General features: G+C 67.3%; 15 protein-coding genes and 1 rRNA gene. 5 read left to right on the plus strand and 11 right to left on the minus strand.

The annotated features are described in order from the left end of the window. Positions 1-3: 3 nt before the first annotated feature. Positions 4-116, plus strand: a 5S ribosomal RNA gene (rrf, locus tag E6O51_RS12490). Between the two features lie 162 nt (positions 117-278). After that, positions 279-728, plus strand: a complete 450-nt coding sequence (locus E6O51_RS12495; RefSeq protein WP_136385326.1) for a MaoC family dehydratase — start codon at positions 279-281, stop codon at positions 726-728. Between the two features lie 69 nt (positions 729-797). On the opposite strand, the gene folE2 is transcribed toward E6O51_RS12495, so the two are convergent. The 4 genes from folE2 to E6O51_RS12515 form a co-directional block, all read right to left on the minus strand. Beyond that, entirely contained in the window at positions 798-1,607 is an 810-nt protein-coding gene (gene folE2, locus E6O51_RS12500; protein ID WP_136385327.1) for a GTP cyclohydrolase FolE2, read from the minus strand. A 72-nt stretch (positions 1,608-1,679) separates the two neighbouring features. Continuing rightward, positions 1,680-3,542: a 1-deoxy-D-xylulose-5-phosphate synthase gene (gene dxs / locus E6O51_RS12505; RefSeq protein WP_136385328.1), complete on the minus strand. Its 1,863-nt coding sequence runs from the start codon at positions 3,540-3,542 to the stop codon at positions 1,680-1,682. 20 nt (positions 3,543-3,562) lie between these two features. Next, positions 3,563-4,462 carry a polyprenyl synthetase family protein gene (locus tag E6O51_RS12510; protein WP_136385329.1) on the minus strand — a complete coding sequence of 300 codons (900 nt, stop codon included), beginning with the start codon at positions 4,460-4,462 and terminating at the stop codon, positions 3,563-3,565. Next, positions 4,459-4,698, minus strand: a complete 240-nt coding sequence (locus E6O51_RS12515; RefSeq protein WP_136385330.1) for an exodeoxyribonuclease VII small subunit — start codon at positions 4,696-4,698, stop codon at positions 4,459-4,461. Before E6O51_RS12515 ends, E6O51_RS12510 begins: the two co-directional genes overlap by 4 nt. Before the next feature lie 127 nt (positions 4,699-4,825). Between E6O51_RS12515 and E6O51_RS12520 the strand changes: the two genes are divergently transcribed. After that, entirely contained in the window at positions 4,826-5,926 is a 1,101-nt protein-coding gene (locus E6O51_RS12520; protein ID WP_136385331.1) for an aromatic ring-hydroxylating oxygenase subunit alpha, read from the plus strand. Between the two features lie 55 nt (positions 5,927-5,981). Here E6O51_RS12520 and ispH read toward each other — a convergent pair whose 3' ends face one another. From ispH to tsaE, 7 genes are all read right to left on the minus strand, one after another. Then, a complete protein-coding gene (ispH, locus tag E6O51_RS12525; RefSeq protein WP_136385332.1) occupies positions 5,982-6,920 on the minus strand; it encodes a 4-hydroxy-3-methylbut-2-enyl diphosphate reductase in 939 nt (312 codons plus the stop codon). 80 nt (positions 6,921-7,000) lie between these two features. Beyond that, positions 7,001-7,429 carry an FKBP-type peptidyl-prolyl cis-trans isomerase gene (locus tag E6O51_RS12530; RefSeq protein WP_136385333.1) on the minus strand — a complete coding sequence of 143 codons (429 nt, stop codon included), beginning with the start codon at positions 7,427-7,429 and terminating at the stop codon, positions 7,001-7,003. Beyond that, on the minus strand, positions 7,426-7,938 hold the full coding sequence (gene lspA, locus E6O51_RS12535; RefSeq protein WP_230976784.1) for a signal peptidase II: 513 nt from the start codon (positions 7,936-7,938) through the stop codon (positions 7,426-7,428). Before lspA ends, E6O51_RS12530 begins: the two co-directional genes overlap by 4 nt. Continuing rightward, a complete protein-coding gene (gene ileS, locus E6O51_RS12540) occupies positions 7,931-10,732 on the minus strand; it encodes an isoleucine--tRNA ligase (protein ID WP_136385334.1) in 2,802 nt (933 codons plus the stop codon). The genes lspA and ileS overlap by 8 nt, the downstream gene beginning before the upstream one ends. Positions 10,733-10,744: 12 nt before the next feature. Then, the gene (locus tag E6O51_RS12545) at positions 10,745-11,695 is read right to left on the minus strand and encodes a bifunctional riboflavin kinase/FAD synthetase (RefSeq protein WP_136385335.1); all 951 of its coding nucleotides are present in this window, start codon (positions 11,693-11,695) and stop codon (positions 10,745-10,747) included. Positions 11,696-11,766: 71 nt separating this feature from the next. Then, the gene (locus E6O51_RS12550; RefSeq protein ID WP_136385336.1) at positions 11,767-13,092 is read right to left on the minus strand and encodes an N-acetylmuramoyl-L-alanine amidase; all 1,326 of its coding nucleotides are present in this window, start codon (positions 13,090-13,092) and stop codon (positions 11,767-11,769) included. Then, positions 13,041-13,562 carry a tRNA (adenosine(37)-N6)-threonylcarbamoyltransferase complex ATPase subunit type 1 TsaE gene (gene tsaE, locus E6O51_RS12555; RefSeq protein ID WP_230976785.1) on the minus strand — a complete coding sequence of 174 codons (522 nt, stop codon included), beginning with the start codon at positions 13,560-13,562 and terminating at the stop codon, positions 13,041-13,043. The genes E6O51_RS12550 and tsaE overlap by 52 nt, the downstream gene beginning before the upstream one ends. Positions 13,563-13,601: 39 nt before the next feature. On the opposite strand from tsaE, the gene queG reads away from it, so the two are divergent. After that, the gene (gene queG, locus E6O51_RS12560; RefSeq protein WP_230976789.1) at positions 13,602-14,639 is read left to right on the plus strand and encodes a tRNA epoxyqueuosine(34) reductase QueG; all 1,038 of its coding nucleotides are present in this window, start codon (positions 13,602-13,604) and stop codon (positions 14,637-14,639) included. An 83-nt stretch (positions 14,640-14,722) separates the two neighbouring features. Beyond that, positions 14,723-15,526, plus strand: a complete 804-nt coding sequence (gene murI, locus E6O51_RS12565; RefSeq protein ID WP_136385339.1) for a glutamate racemase — start codon at positions 14,723-14,725, stop codon at positions 15,524-15,526. Positions 15,527-15,534: the final 8 nt, after the last annotated feature.

Genomic DNA, 15,534 nt, shown 5'->3' on the forward strand with positions numbered 1-15,534 from the left:
CAGTCTGACGACCATAGCTGCTCGGTCCCACCCCTTCCCATCCCGAACAGGTCCGTGAAACGAGTACGCGCCCATGATAGTGAGGTTCCCCTCGCGAAAGTAGGTCATCGTCAGACTAACTCATACCCCGAACGCCGCTCGATCCACGTGATCCAGCGGCGTTCGGCCGTCTACGCCACGCGTGTGCCGTAGTTGTCAGGCAAATCCGCATCCACCGCGTATTCTCGAACCGTGCCTTGCGGCGCATACGAGATGAGAAAAGCTTGGAACATTGGACGATGAGTGCGGATCAACGAAACTTCAACGAATTCTACGGCCACGATTTCGAGGACCTGCGGCCCGGCATGAGTGCCGCGTACGGGCGCACCGTCAGCGAGGCGGACATTCTGACCTTCGCCGGCGTGTCCGGCGACACCAATCCGGTGCATCTGGATGGCGAATTTGCGGCGTCGACGATGTTCGGCGGGCGGATCGCGCACGGAATGCTGTCGGCCGCGTTCATTTCCACCGTGTTCGGGACCAAGCTGCCCGGGCCGGGTTGCATCTATCTGTCGCAGTCGCTGAAGTTCAAGGCACCGGTGAAGATCGGCGACACCGTCGTCGCGCGGGTGACGGTCAAGGAGCTGGTGCCGGAGAAGCGGCGCGCGATCTTCGATACGGTGTGCACCGTGGATGGGAAAATCGTGCTCGAAGGGCAGGCGGAAATCCTCGTGCCGGCGCGCGCCTGAAAGCTGCGCACACAAAAGAGGCGGCTACCGCGAACGCGGCAGCCGCCTCTTGGCATTGTGCGTGCCTGCTCAGCCGGCGCGGCGCTTGTCGCGTTCGATGAGCGCGTAGGCCGAGTGGTTGTGGATGGATTCGAAGTTTTCCGATTCCACCACGTAGGCGTCGATGCGCGGTTCGGCATTGAGCAGGCCGGCCACGTCGCGCACCATGTCCTCGACGAATTTGGGATTGTCGTAGGCGCGCTCGGTGACGAACTTCTCGTCCGGGCGCTTGAGCAGGCCGTAGAGTTCGCAGGAGGCTTGGCTTTCGACCAGTTGGATGAGATCCTCGATCCACAGATGCGCGTTGATGGTGGCAGTCACGGTGACGTGCGAGCGCTGATTGTGCGCACCGTACTCGGAGATCTTCTTGGAGCACGGGCACAGGCTGGTGACCGGAACCACGATCTTCATGTCGAACTGGTAGCGTCCGCCTTCGCGGATTTCGCCGGTGAAGGTGACCTCGTAGTCCATCAGGCTCTGCACGCCGGAAATCGGCGCCGACTTGTTGATGAAGTAGGGGAAGGTCATCTCGATGTGGCCGGTTTCCGCTTCGAGGCGCTTGACCATCTCGCGCAGCATGGGCTCGAAGGACTCGACCGATATCTCGCGTTCGTTGCCGTTGAGGATCTCGACGAAGCGCGACATGTGGGTGCCCTTGAAATTGTGGGGCAGCCCAACGTACATGTTGAATACCGCAATGGTGTGCTGGACGCCAACGTTCTTGTCCTTGACGCGGATCGGGTGACGGATGGCCTTGATGCCGACCTTGTTGATGGCGATCTGGCGGCTGTCGGCGCTATTCTGGACGTCCGGGATGGCGTGCGCCTCTACGGGTTTCATAGGCTGTTCTCTGCAAGAAGCTTGTGGCTGCTGGGGAATGTGGGTGCATCCTAGCATTCCCGACAAAAACGCTCAATTATTGGCCGGATAGGCTCGCTCAATGGCTGCCAGCACACCATCGGCATCGAGGCCGACCGCGTGCAGCAACTGGGCCTGGTCGCCATGGTCGACGAAGCGGTCCGGCAGGCCCAGGCGTAGCAGGCGGGGACGCTTCGCCAGGCCGTCGAGTACGCGGGCGACTTCGCTGCCTGCGCCGCCGATGACTGCGTTCTCCTCCAGCGTCACCAGCAGCTCGTGGGAGGCGGCCAGTTCGGCGATCAGCGCCTCGTCGAGCGGTTTGACGAAGCGCATATTCGCCACCGTGGCGTCCAGGCGCTCCCCGACGGTTTCCGCGGTCGGCACCAGGCTGCCGAAGGCGAGCAGCGCGATGCGCTTGCCGCTGCGGCGCACTTCTCCCTTGCCGATGGGCAGGGCGCCCATCGCCGCCTGGGGCGCAACGCCGGGACCGCTGCCCCGTGGATAGCGCACCGCGCTGGGGCCGTCGTGCTGAACGGCAGTGTAGAGCATCTGGCGACACTCGTTTTCGTCCGCTGGCGCCATGATGAGCATGTTGGGCACACAGGCGAGGAATGACAGGTCGAAGGCGCCGTGGTGGGTCGCGCCGTCGGCACCGACCAGGCCGCCGCGGTCGATGGCCAGCACCACCGGCAGGTTCTGCAGGGCGATGTCGTGAATGAGCTGGTCATAGGCGCGCTGCAGGAAGGTGGAGTAGATCGCCACCACCGGCTTCAGCCCTTCGCAGGCGAGGCCGGCGGCGAAGGTCAGGGCGTGCTGCTCGGCGATTCCCACATCGTAGTAGCGTCCGGGGTATTCCCTGGCGAAGCGCACCAGGCCGGAGCCTTCGCGCATGGCCGGGGTGATGCCGACGATGCGTGGGTCGGCGGCAGCCATGTCGCACAGCCAGTCGCCGAAGACCTGGGTGTAGGTAGGCTTGCCGCCCCCGGCGCTGCTCTGGATGCCGGCGGTGTGGTCGAACTTGGATACGCCGTGGTAGAGGATGGGGTCGGCTTCGGCGAGCTTGTAGCCCTGCCCCTTGCGGGTGATGACGTGCAGGAACTGTGGCCCCTTGAGGCGGCGCAGGTTCTGCAGCGTGGGAATCAGCGCGTCCAGGTCGTGACCGTCGATGGGGCCGTAATAGTGGAAGCCGAATTCCTCGAACAGGGTGCCGGGTGTGATCAGGCCCTTGACGTGCTCCTCGACGCGGCGCGCGAAGTCGAGCATGGGCGGCGCGACGCCGAGCACCTTCTCGCCGGCGCGGCGCGCGGCATTGTAGGTCGAACCCGACATCAGGCGCGCGAGGATCTTGGTCAGCGACCCCACCGGCGGGGAGATCGACATCTCGTTGTCGTTGAGGATCACCAGCAGGTTGACGTCGCTGATGTCGCCGGCGTTGTTGAGCGCCTCGAAAGCCATGCCGGCACTCATGGCGCCGTCGCCGATCACCGCGATCGCGCGGCGGTCCTCGCCGCGGTCGCGGGCGGCAACCGCCATGCCGAGCGCGGCCGAGATGGAGGTGGAGGAGTGGGCGGTGCCGAAAGTGTCGTACTCGCTCTCGCAGCGCCGCGGAAAGCCCGAAATACCGCCCCAGTGGCGCAGGCCGGCCATGGCCTCGCGCCGCCCCGTGAGCACCTTGTGGCCGTAGGTCTGGTGGCCCACGTCCCAGACGATGCGGTCTTCCGGGGTGTCGAAGACGTAATGCAGGGCGATGGTCAGTTCCACCGTGCCCAGGTTGGACGACAGATGCCCGCCGGTCTTCGACACCGACTCGATCAGGAAGGCGCGCAGTTGGTCGGCCAGGGGGCGCAGTTCACGGCGGTCGAGGGCACGGAGGTCGCCCGGGCTGGTGATGCGTTCCAGGAGTGGATAGGGGGACATGTCGGGGGAGATGGGATGGTTCAGAACGACCGCCGCGCGATGTATTCGGCCAGCGCCCGCAGGTGGATGGCGCGCGCGCCGAAAGGGGCGAGCGTGGCACAGGCGTCGGCGAGGAGCTCCTCGGCGTGCCGCTTGGCGTCGCCGATGCCGAGCAGGCTGACATAGGTCGGCTTGTCCTGTTCGGCATCCTTGCCCGCGGTCTTGCCGAGGGTGGCGGTGTCGGCTTCCGCGTCGAGGATGTCGTCGACAACCTGGAACAGCAGGCCGATCTGCTTGCCGTAGTGGTCCAGCCGTTCGAGTTCGTCCGCCGGCAGCGGGTGGCCGGCGCGTGCGCCCAGCAGCACCGCGGCGCGGATCAGGGCACCGGTCTTGTGGATGTGCATGAATTCGAGCTCGGCGCGGCTCAACTGCTTGCCTACCGCGGCGAGATCGATGGCCTGCCCGCCCGCCATGCCCTGTGAGCCCGAGGCCCGCGCCAGCAGGGCGAGCATGGCCAACTGGTCGGCGGGCACATCGGCCACCGGTGCGTCGGCAAGCAGTTCGAAGGCGCGCGTCTGCAGTGCGTCGCCCACCAGCAGGGCGGTGGCCTCGTCGTACTCCACGTGCACGGTGGGTTTGCCCCGGCGCAGCACGTCGTCGTCCATGCACGGCATGTCGTCGTGCACCAGGGAATAGACGTGGATCAGTTCCACCGCACAGGCGATGCGGTCGAGGCGAGGGGGATCGGCGTCGACCAGATGCCCGGCGCCATGGACCAGCAGCGGACGCACGCGCTTGCCGCCGCCCAGCGCCGCATAGCGCATCGCCTCGTGCAGGCGGTCGGGCGGACGGCTGGCGGGCGGCAGCAGGGTTTCCAGCGCGCTTTCTGTACGCTGCTGGATGCTTGTCATCCAGTGGACGAAGTCGGGCCGGGCGCTCATGGGTGGGCCTCGTCCTCGGGCGGCAGGGGCTGCAGGGCATCGCCTTCGAGGATGCGGACACGGTCTTCGGCCTGCGCCAGCATGTGCTGGCAGAACTTGAGCAGGCCGACGCCCCTCTGATAGCACTCGAGGGCACGTTCCAGCGGGAGGTCGCCGGATTCCATCTCGCGTACGATGGCCTCGAGCTCGGTGACGGCGGATTCGAAGTTTTCCGGGGCTGGCGCCGTTGTTGCCATTGATCAATACCGTCCGGCGTAAAGGAGGAAAAATAACCGATTGCGCTCTTGGCGGTCAAACTGACCCTGGCTTACACTTACCCGTTTGTTTATCCGGATTTCTGGCCCACTAGAGGAGGTTCGGGGGATGTCCGACATCGCTTCCAAGGCTCGCCTGGCCCCGGCTGTTTCGCAACTGCCGGTTTCGTGGTACTTCGACGAGAAAATCTTCGAACTGGAGAAGAAGCTCCTCTTCGATGCGAGTCCGGGGTACGTTGGCCATGAGCTGATGGTACCGGAAGTCGGCAGCTACCGTTCGCTCGAGTGGCTGGATCACGCCAAGCTGCTGTTCCGCACCGGCGAGGGCGTGCACCAGCTCTCCAATGTCTGCCGCCACCGCCAGGCCATCATGCTGCAGGGCGCCGGCAAGACCGACAACATCGTTTGTCCGATCCACCGCTGGACCTATGACCGGCAGGGTTCGCTGCTGGGCGCGCCGCACTTTCCCGAGAATCCCTGCCTGAACCTCAAGCGCGACGCGCTGGAGAACTGGAACGGGCTGCTGTTCAAGGGGCCGCGTTCGGCCGGGGCGGATCTGGCCGGCATGCAGGTGGCGGGGGAATTCGACTTCACCGGCTACAAGCTCGACCGCGTCGAAATCCACGAGTGCAACTACAACTGGAAGACCTTCATCGAGGTGTACCTGGAGGATTACCACGTGGTGCCCTACCACCCGGGCTTGGGCAACTTCGTTACCTGTGACGACCTGAGCTGGCAGTTCGGCGAGTGGTATTCGGTGCAGCGCGTGGGCATCACCTCGCTGGCCAAGTCCGGCTCCCCGGTGTACGAGAAGTGGCAGAAGGCGGTGCGCGACTACTACGGTGAGAAGAAGCCGGCGCAGGGCGCGGTATGGCTCACCTACTACCCCAACATCATGGTGGAGTGGTATCCCCATGTGCTGGTGGTGAGCACGTTGATCCCCACCGACGTCCATAAGACCACCAACGTGGTGGAGTTCTACTACCCGGAGGACATCGTCGAGTTCGAGCGCGAGTTCGTCGAGGCCGAGCAGGCCGCCTACATGGAGACGGCCATCGAGGATGACGACATCGGCGAGCGCATGGACCGCGGGCGGCTCGCGCTGCTCAGGGAAGGGCGCAACGAGGTGGGGCCCTACCAGTCGCCGTTCGAGGACGGCATGCAGCATTTCCACGAGTTCTATCGCCGGCTCGTCGAGCCGCATCTCTGAGCGGCCGGCAGGCGAGGACGAAGCCGGGCGCAGGCCCGGTTTTTTCATGGCCGCCTCAGGCGCCCTGCTGCAACTCCTTCGGCAGCGGGAAGGTGATCCTCTCGGGTACCCCCTCGAGTTGGCGGACCGTGCCGGCGCCCAGTTCCTTCAGGCGGTCGATGACCGCCTCCACCAGCACCTCCGGGGCCGACGCGCCGGCGGTCACGCCGATGCGGCGCTTGCCCGCCAGCCAGGCGGGGTCGATGCCGTCCGCGTTGTCCACCAGATAGGCCGGTACGCCGCGCAGGGCCGCCACTTCGCGCAGGCGGTTGGAATTGGAACTGTTCCTGGAGCCGACCACGAACACCACGTCGGCCTGCGGCGCCAGGAATTTCACCGCGTCTTGGCGGTTCTGCGTGGCATAGCAGATGTCGTCCTTCTTGGGGCCGGCGATGGCCGGGAAGCGCTCGCGCAGGGCGGCGACGATGGCCGCCGCGTCGTCCATGGACAGGGTGGTCTGGGTGACGTAGGCGAGTTGCTCGGGGGTGCGCACCTGCAGGCCGGCCACGTCGGCCACGGATTCCACCAGATGGATGCCGTCGCCCACCTGGCCCATGGTGCCTTCCACCTCCGGGTGGCCCTTGTGGCCGATCATGACGATCTCGCGCCCGGCGGCATGCTGGCGCGCGACCTCCAGATGGACCTTGGTGACCAGCGGGCAGGTGGCGTCGAACACGCGCAGGCCGCGGCGTTCGGCGTCGGCACGCACCGCCGGCGAGACGCCGTGGGCGCTGAAAATGACGGTGTTGCCGGCCGGCACTTCGTCCAGTTCCTCGACGAAGACCGCACCCTTGGCGCGCAGGTCGTCCACCACGAACTTGTTGTGTACCACTTCGTGGCGCACGTAGATGGGCGCGCCGAAGCGCGCCAGCGCCCGTTCGACGATCTCGATGGCGCGCTCCACGCCGGCACAGAAGCCGCGCGGGTTGGCGAGCAGCACTTCCTTGTCGTTCATCTGTCCTTGCTCTCTGTTGGTCCGCCGGTGGGGCAGATGCCCTTCGACAGGCTCAGGGCGAACGGGATTGCCTCTCTTCGCTACAGGATGCCGATCACTTCCACCTCGAAGCGGATGGATTTGCCGGCCAGCGGGTGGTTGAAGTCGATCAGCGCGGATTGGGCGTCGATCTCGCGTACCAGACCCGAGTAGCGCGAACCGTCCGGCGCGGTGAATTCCATGATGCTCAGCGCTTCGATGTCCTCGTCCGGCATGTGCTCGCGTTTGACCCGTTCGACGAGATCCTCGCGCCACGAGCCGAAAGCCTGCTCGGCGGCCAGCTCGAACGCCTTGCGCTGGCCCACCTGCAGGCCGGCGATCAGCCCTTCCAGCGTGGGCAGCAATTCGCCCGTGCCCAGTTGCAGCGTGGCCGGCGTGCCCTCGAAGGTGCTGACCAGCGGCTGGCCGTTGTCCAGTGCGATGCGGTAGTGCAGGGTGACGAGGTTGTCGGGTTGGACGGTCTGGCTCACGCATGGTTCTCCTGGTTGGGGTCGCGGGCGGGCGAACGGAAGCTCGCCCACAGCATCAGCGCCACGCCGGCGGTGATTGCCGAATCGGCGAGGTTGAAGGCCGGCCAACTGAAGCGGCCGATATAGAAGTGCAGGAAGTCCACCACCGCGCCGTGCATCAGGCGGTCCACCACGTTGCCCAGCGCGCCGCCGATGATCAGCACGAAGGCCGTGGGCAGCAGACGTTCGCGCTGGTGGCGGCGCAGCAACGCAGTGAGCCAAGCGCAGATCAGTGCCGCCAGGCCGGTGAAGAACCAGCGCTGCCAGCCGGGCTGGCCGGCCAGGAAGCTGAAGGCCGCGCCGGGGTTGTAGACCAGCACCAGGTCGAAGAAGGGCGTCACCGGCACGGCTTCGCCGTATTCCAGGCGGCCCAGCACGAGCTGCTTGGTGAGCTGGTCGAGCACGGCCACCAGCAGGGCGAGGCCCAGCCAGCCCGCCATGCGCGCCGACAGCAGGCGCTCGTCAGGCATGGCGGCGCTGCTCGCCCGCGCCGTACAGGTTGCCCGCGCAGCGCGGGCACAGCGTGGGATGCTCGGCATCGGTGCCCACGTCCGCCGAGTAGTGCCAGCAACGCTCGCACTTGGCGTGGGTGCTGGGCGTGGCGACGATCTGCGGTGTTTCCTCTTCCGGCGCCTGGGCCAGGGTCACGCGGGAGGTCATCAGGACGAACTTGAGGTCGTCGCCCAGGGAGGCCAGCGCGTTGTAGGCGTCCTCGTGCAGGCGCAGGTCGAGTTCCGCCTGCAGCGACGCCCCCACCTTGCCCTCGGTGCGCAGCGCCTCGATGATCTTGAGCGCCTCGGCGCGCACGCCGCGGACGATCTCCCAGCGCGCGGACAGGCCTTCCTCGCCCCCCTGCTCGGGCAGGGCGTGGAAGGTGTGCAGCATCACACTGTCTTCCTCGTTGCCGCCGTTGATCAGCGCCCAGGCTTCCTCGGCGGTGAAGGACAGCACCGGCGCCATCAGCCGCAGCAGGGTCTGGGTGACATGCCACAGGGCGCTCTGGGCCGAGCGCCGGGCCAGGGAGTTGGGCTGGGTGGTGTACAGGCGGTCCTTGAGGATGTCCAGGTAGAAGGCGCCCAGATCCTCGGCGCAGAACACCTGCAGGGCCTGCACCACGCGGTGGAATTCGAACTTGGCGTAGTCGGCCTCGCACTGGGCAGCGAGCCTGCGGGTGAAGGCGAGCGCGTAGCGGTCGATGTCCAGCCACTGCTCCAGCGGCACGGCGTCGGCGACCGGGTCGAAGTCGGCGGTGTTGGCGAGCAGGAAGCGCAGGGTGTTGCGGATGCGGCGATACACCTCCACCACCCGGTCGAGGATTTCCTTGCTGATGGAAAGTTCGCCCGAATAGTCGGTGGAAGCCACCCACAGGCGCAGGATTTCGGCGCCCAGCTTGCTCGTGACTTCTTGGGGCACGACCACGTTGCCCAGGGACTTGCTCATCTTGCGGCCCTGGCCGTCCACCGCGAAGCCGTGGGTCAGCAGCGCCCTGTAGGGCGGGTGGCCGTCGATGGCGCAGCCGGTCAGCAGCGAGGAGTGGAACCAGCCCCGGTGCTGGTCCGAGCCTTCCAGGTAGAGGTCGGCGCGGGGGCCTTCCGCGTGGCCGTCCGGGTGGGAGCCGCGCAGCACGTGCCAGTGGGTGGTGCCGGAGTCGAACCACACGTCCAGGGTGTCGGAGATCTTGTCGTACTGGGGGGCCTCCGCGCCGAGCAGTTCGGTGGGGTCGAGTTTGAACCAGGCCTCGATGCCTTCCTGCTCCACCCGCTTGGCGACTTCCTCCATCAGCTCCGCGGTGCGCGGATGCAGCTCGCCGGTTTCCCTGTGCAGGAAGAAGGGGATGGGCACGCCCCAGTTGCGCTGGCGCGAGATGCACCAGTCCGGGCGGTTGGCGATCATGGCGTGCAGGCGGGCCTGGCCCCAGGCGGGGAAGAAGCGCGTGGCCTCCACGCCGCGCAGGGCGCGCTCGCGCAGCGTGGAGCCGTCGGCGACCGGCTTGTCCATGCCGACGAACCACTGGGCGGTGGCGCGGTAGATCAACGGCGTCTTGTGGCGCCAGCAGTGCATATAGCTGTGGGTGATCTTCGCCTCGGCGAGCAGGTGGCCCACCTCGCGCAGCTTGGCGATGATCTCCGGGTTGGCCTTCCAGATGTTGAGGCCGCCGAAGAAGGGCAGGTCGGCGGCGAAATGGCCGTCGCCGGTCACCGGGGTCAGGATCTGGTCGCTCTCCATGCCGTTGGCGCGGCAGGACTGGAAGTCTTCCAGGCCGTAGGCCGGGGCGCTATGTACGATGCCGGTGCCGGCGTCCAGCGTGACGTAGTCGCCCAGATACACCGGCGAGTTGCGGTCGTAGAAAGGGTGGCGGAACACCACGTGGTCCAGGGCCGCGCCCTTTACCGAGGCGACGATGCGCCCGTTGAGCCCGTAGCGTTCCAGGCAGGCAGCCACCAGGTCGTGGGCGAGCAGCAGGTAGCGCTCGCCGGCATCCACCAGGGCGTAGTCGAATTCCGGGTGCAGATTCAGGGCCTGGTTGGCGGGGATGGTCCACGGGGTGGTGGTCCAGATCACCGCCAGCACCGGTTTGCCGAGCGTGCCGACACCGAAGATGTCGGCCAGACGTTCCGGTTCGGCACAAGGGAAGCCCACGTCCACGGCCGGCGACTGCTTGTCGGCGTATTCCACCTCGGCCTCGGCCAGCGCCGAGCCGCAGTCGAAACACCAGTTCACCGGTTTCAGGCCCTTGAACACGTAGCCGGCCCTGACCATCTCGGCCAACGCGCGGATTTCGCCCGCCTCGTTGGCGAAGGCCATGGTTTTGTACGGATCGTCCCAGTCGCCCAGCACGCCCAGGCGGATGAAATCCGTCTTCTGGCCCTCGATCTGCTCGGCGGCGTAGGCGCGGCACAGCTCGCGCACCTTGTCGGCGGGCAGGTTCTTGCCGTGGGTGACTTCCACCTTGTGTTCGATGGGCAGGCCGTGGCAGTCCCAGCCGGGCACGTAGGGAGCGTCGAAGCCCGCCAGGGTGCGCGAGCGCACGATGATGTCCTTGAGGATCTTGTTCAGCGCGTGGCCGATGTGGATGCTGCCGTTGGCGTAGGGCGGGCCGTCGTGCAGGATGAACTTGGGGCGGCCGGCCGAAGCCGCGCGAATCTTCTGGTACAGCTTCTTCTGCTGCCACTGGGCGATCCAGCCCGGCTCCCGCTTGGCGAGGTCGCCGCGCATCGGGAAGGGAGTGTCGGGCAGGTTCAGGGTCTTGCGGTAGTCAGCCATGGCGGTCTTCTTTCAGCCTTGGGAAGCGGTGGAATTCAGGTGGGCGGCGAACCAGGCGCGTGCGTCCTCGGCGTCGCGCACGATCTGGGCGGTGAGGGCGTCCAGGGAGGCGAAGCGCATCTCGTCGCGCTGCTTGCGCAGGAAATGCACGCGCAGGTGGGCACCGTAGCAGTCCTGCTGCCAGTCGAAAAGATGCACTTCCAGCGTGGGGCGCCGGGTGCCGGTGACGGTGGGGCGCACGCCCACGTTGGCCACGCCGGCCACGGGGCGTTCGGCCAGGCCTTCGACGGTGACGGCATACACACCGGACAGGGCCGGCTTGCGGTGCTTCATCTGGATGTTGGCGGTGGGGTAGCCCAGTGTGCGGCCCAGCTTGTCGCCGTGGATCACGCGTCCGGCGATGCCGTAGGGGCGGCCGAGCAGGCGCGCGGCGTGGTCCATGTCGCCCTCGGCCAGCGCGGCGCGTACCGCGGAGCTGGAGACGCGCTCGCCTGCCACGTCCAGGGTGGGCATGGCTTCCACGCCGAAGCCGCGCTGCATTCCGGCGGCGGCCAGCATGGCGAAGTCGCCCTGGCGGCGGGCGCCGAAGCGGAAGTCGTCGCCGATGAAGAGGTGGCGTACGTGGAGCCCGCCGATCAGGATGTCGTCGATGAAGGCGTCGGCCGACAGGGCGGCCAGACGCGCGTCGAAACGGCACACGTGTACCCGGTCCACGCCCGCGGCGGCGAGCAGCAGCAGCTTTTCCCGCAGCGTGGACAGGCGGGCGGGGGCGTCGACGGGGGAGAAAAATTCGCGCGGATGCGGCTCGAAGGTGAGCACGACGGCGGGCAGGCCCAGCGCACGGGCCTTGGCCGTGAGCAACTGGAGCAGTGCCTGATGGCCCCGGTGCACGCCGTCGAAATTGCCGATGGTCAGCACCGAACCCTGTGATGCGTGCGGCGGAATCCCGCGAAAAACCTGCATAACCGCCTGATAAAAAAGCTGCAATTATAGCGGCAAAGGCGGCCTGGCGGTGCGTGATGGCACCGGCCGGATCACTCCAGGCTGGCCACGCGGGTGCGGGTGATGGGCGGATTTTCCTCGAAGTAGCGCTTGATGCCGCGCAGGATGGCGTCGGCCATCTTGTCCTGGTAGGCATTGTCGTTCAGCCGGCGTTCTTCTTCCGGGTTGCTGATGAAGGCGGTCTCCACCAGCACCGAGGGAATGTCGGGCGCCTTCAGCACGGCGAAGTTGGCCTGCTCCACCTCGGACTTGTGCAGCGTGTTGACGCCGCCCAGCTCACCCAGCACGGCGCGGCCGAGCTTGAGGCTGTCGTTGATTGTGGCGGTCTGGGACAGGTCCAGCAGGGTACGGGCGAGGTGGCCTTCCTGCTTGGCGAGGTTCACCCCGCCGATCAGGTCGGCATCGTTCTCTTTGTCCGCCAGCCAGCGCGCGGCGGAGCTGGAAGCACCCCGCTCCGAGAGCACGAACACCGAGCTGCCGCGCGCATCGGGGCGCACGAAGGCATCCGCGTGGATGGACACGAAAAGGTCGGCCTGCACGCGGCGGGCGCGCGCCACGCGCTGGTAGAGGGGCACGAAGTAGTCGCCATCCCGCGTGAGCACGGCGCGCATGCCGGGGTCGGCGTCGATCTTGCGTTTGAGGCGCTTGGCGATGGACAGGGTGACGTTCTTCTCGCGGCTGCCGCGCCGGCCGAGCGCGCCGGGGTCCTCGCCGCCGTGGCCGGGGTCGAGCGCCACCGTGTAGATGCGGTTGACCTGCGGCGCCGTACGGGCCGTCTGCGGCGGACGCTGCTGGGTGGCCGCCGGCTGGGCGATTTCCGTGTCGCCTGCGTCGCCGGAAGCGGCTTCCATGGGCGAGGACTTCTCGATCAGCGCGAGCAGCGGATCGACGGGCTGGGCGGGATAGAGGTCGAGCACCAGGCGATGGCCGTAATCGCCCACCGGCTGCAGCGTGAACACCTGCGGGTTGATCTCCGCCTTCAGTTCCAGCACCACCCGCACCACGCCCGGGCGGTTCTGCGCGGCTCGCACCAGGCGGATGTAGGGATCGCTGTCGAGCACCTTGGAGGGCATGCTCTGGAGCACGTTGTCGAGCTCCACGCCTTCCAGGTCGATCACCAGGCGGTCAGGGCCTTGCAGGGTGAGGTACTTGTATTTCAGCTCGCTGCCGGCTTCCAGCGTGACCCGGGTGTATTCCGGCGCCGGCCATACGCGCACCGCGAGCAGGCCGGCCGCTGCCGCGTGTCCCGTGGGGCTCACCAGCAGCGTCAGCGCCGCGCCGGCGAGCTTGAGCCAGTCGCGCCGGTTCAGCCCGGTGCCGGGTTTGCCCCCAAAACTGTCGTCAATTTGCCCAGACATGTCCGTCCCGCCTCCGTCCGCGCCGTCAGTTCGACCTGCCGGCCCGTGCCGGCAACAGTGAGTGCCACCTCGAGGTCGGGCGGGGCGAGATAGGGGTGCGCCTTGTCCGGCCATTCGACCAGGCAGACCCCTTGTCCGGCGAAATATTCGTCCAGCCCGGCATCGAGGAATTCTTCGGCTGAGGTGAAGCGATAAAAATCAAAGTGATATAAGTCTAATCTAGAAACTACGTAAGGTTCAATCAAGGTGTATGTGGGACTTTTCACACTGCCGGTGTGACCGAGGGCCCGAAGCAGGCCGCGGACCAGCGTGGTCTTGCCCGCGCCCAGGTCGCCCTGCAGCCAGATCACCAGCCCTTTTTCGACCACGGCGCCCAGCGCGGCGCCCAGCGCGGCGGTGTCCGATTCGGCCGGCAAGTGCGCGGTGAGGCCGGCCCCGCTATCATCGGCAGGGTGCAAAAGCTCGATCATCAGAATCTCTCCGGAGGGCCGCCCGCGGATGCCGGCGCGCTGCAGGAACTGAAGCGGCGCGTCGGGGCGTGGGGCAGGGAACTCGGTTTCGACGCCGTCGGCGTGAGCGGCGTCGATCTGGGCCCGGCCGAAGCAGGCCTGGCGGCCTGGCTGGCGGCGGGGTTTCACGGCGAAATGGATTATATGGCGCGCCACGGCACGAAACGCACCCGCCCGGCCGAACTGCTGCCCGGCACCCTGCGCGTGATCAGCGCGCGCATGAACTACTGGCCGGAGGCCGCCGACGCGCAGGAGAACCTCGCCGACGGGCGGCGTGCCTATCTGTCGCGCTACGCCCTGGGGCGCGACTACCACAAGGTGTTGCGCCACCGCCTGCAGAAGCTCGCCGAGCGCATCGGTGCCGAGGCGCCCCACGGCTACCGGGTGTTCGTCGATTCGGCGCCGGTGCTGGAGGTGGAGATCGCCACCCGCGCCGCGCTGGGCTGGCGCGGCAAGCACAGCCTGTTGCTGGACCGGGAAGCCGGGTCGTGGTTCTTCCTCGGCGAGATCTTCACCGACCTGCCGTTGCCGGAAGACGAGCCGCCGACCCCCCACTGCGGGCGCTGCACCGCCTGCCTGGACGCCTGTCCGACCAGGGCCATCGTCGCCCCCTACGAGGTCGACGCGCGGCGCTGCATCTCCTACCTCACCATCGAACTGCACGGTCCGATTCCCGCGGAGCTGCGCCCGGCCATCGGCAACCGCATCTACGGCTGCGACGACTGCCAGCTCGTGTGTCCGTGGAACCGCTTCGCCCGACTGGGTGCCGAGATGGATTTCGCGCCCCGCCACGGGCTGGATCGCGCCAGCCTGGCGGAACTGTTCGGCTGGTCGGCGGAGGACTTCGCCGGCCGCATGGCGGGCAGCGCCATCCATCGCATCGGCTACGAGCGCTGGCTGCGCAACCTGGCGGTGGCGCTGGGCAACGCGCCGACCTCGGCCGAAGCGGTGGCGGCGCTGCGCGCGCGGGCGGACGATCCGTCGCCGCTGGTGCGGGAGCACGTGGCCTGGGCCCTCGCCCGGCATGGCGCGCAATGAATGCTCACGGTCGCACCGGGGCCGCCTCTGACAATCCGGGTAGAATGCCGTCCTTTCTCCGGCTGCCGCGAAAGGCTGCATTCATGGATTCATCCCGCCCGATAGGCGTTTTCGATTCCGGCGTCGGCGGCCTGACCGTGGTCAGGGCGCTGATGGAGCGCCTGCCGCTGGAGAGCATCGTCTACTTCGGCGACACCGCCCGCGTGCCCTACGGGGTCAAGTCGGTGGCGACCATCGAGCACTTCACCGCCCAGATCGTGGATTACCTGCTCGGCCAGCAGGTGAAGATGCTGATCGTGGCCTGCAACACCATGGCCGCGGCGGCCGCCCACGTGGTCAAGGCGCGGGCGGGCGACGTGCCGGTGCTGGACGTGATCGAGGCCGGCGCCCAGGCGGCGGTGCGCGATTCGGGGCTGCGGGGCATCGGCGTGATCGGTACGCCGACCACCATCAACAGCAACGCCTACGCGCGCCGCATGCACCAGCTCGACCCCACGGTGCGCGTCTATTCGCAGGCCTGCCCGCTCTTCGTGCCGCTGGTGGAGGAAGGCTGGCTGGACCACCCGGTGACCCGGCTCACCGCGCAGGAATACCTCAAGCCGGTGCTGGCCGAGGAAGTGGACAGCCTGGTGCTGGGTTGCACCCACTATCCCCTGCTCAAGCCGCTGCTCAAGGACGTGGTGGGGGAGGGCGTGCGCCTGGTCGATTCGGCCACCACCACGGCGGAACTCGCCGCCGCCCGCCTGCACGAACTGGGGCTCGCCAGCCGCGGGGAGCGGCCAGCGCACTATCGCTACGTGGTCACCGACGTGCCGCTGCGCTTCCAGACCATAGGGGAACGCTTCCTCGGCCGCTCGCTCGGCGCGGTCGAACGGCTGGAGTGGTAGGCCGGGCC

The organism is Pseudothauera rhizosphaerae, assembly GCF_004801305.1.
Lineage (GTDB): Bacteria > Pseudomonadota > Gammaproteobacteria > Burkholderiales > Rhodocyclaceae > Pseudothauera > Pseudothauera rhizosphaerae.